This is a genomic window from Variovorax sp. WDL1 (assembly GCF_001541225.1).
Taxonomy (GTDB): Bacteria; Pseudomonadota; Gammaproteobacteria; order Burkholderiales; family Burkholderiaceae_C; genus Variovorax.
In genome coordinates, this window is sequence record NZ_LMTS01000005.1 from 1 (window position 1) to 807 (window position 807).

2 protein-coding genes are annotated in these 807 nt (G+C 57.6%); both read right to left on the reverse strand.

Annotated features, from left to right (window positions below; all coding sequences use genetic code 11):
* On the reverse strand, positions 1-433 hold a 433-nt coding region (locus APY03_RS01070), incomplete at its 3' end, for a hypothetical protein (protein WP_157103355.1).
* A 6-nt stretch (positions 434-439) separates the two neighbouring features.
* On the reverse strand, positions 440-807 hold a 368-nt coding region (locus APY03_RS42260), incomplete at its 5' end, for a hypothetical protein (protein ID WP_198161200.1).

The window sequence follows — 807 nt, forward strand, 5'->3', positions numbered from 1 at the left end:
CATCGTCGAGCCAGCCTTGCATATAGATGTCGCCTCGCTCATTAGCCGGGGCACTGCCGAACTCCAGCGATTCCTGTAGCCGCACGCGAACCTCCAGGTTGGTGTGATGCCTTCCCTCGTGATTCAGATCGTCAACCAACGACAGCACATTGGCGTCAGTAGCGCGCGCCAAATTCTCGGGGCGCAGAACCAAGTACCCGGGCTGCTCGGGTCGTTGCGGATCTGGGCGAACATAGATTGCACTGGCCTGAGGAGGCATGTTGTCACTCGGCTGCATCAAGCGAATCTTCACGTTGCCGGCAGCCAGATCCACGCGCAGATCTTCCAGCGTCGTGAGACTCTGGTTGTTGATAAGTATCAACGCCCGATCCAGTAGCGCCGTGTTGGCGTGCAGGCGAATATCGTCGAAAACGGAACTGTTGATGGTCGTCATAGCGCATTACTCCGGTTTGAAACTGCTGCTGATCGAAAGCGCTGTGATGCATGTGGCGTCATGTTGAGCTGGGCCCCTGGAATGGCCGGCATTCACCGAGATGCTGAAGCCCTTGTTCGAGGTGTATGTGCCGTAGTAACCGCGCTTGAACATTCCCCATTCGTAGGCTCTGGCCCAAATGGGTCTGGGCAACTGATGGGGGCTGTGGTCGACATTGGTGAAAGTGGCCCCCGTGTAGATCGCCAGGTCGTAGGGATTGATGCAGGTGGGCATCTCCTTGTCCATCACGAACTTCAGCATGTAGATGCGTAGCCCGGCTTCCGGACTTGTCGCGAACGGCCGCGGCAGTTCGGTCAACGTGCTCAGGTCTGCCA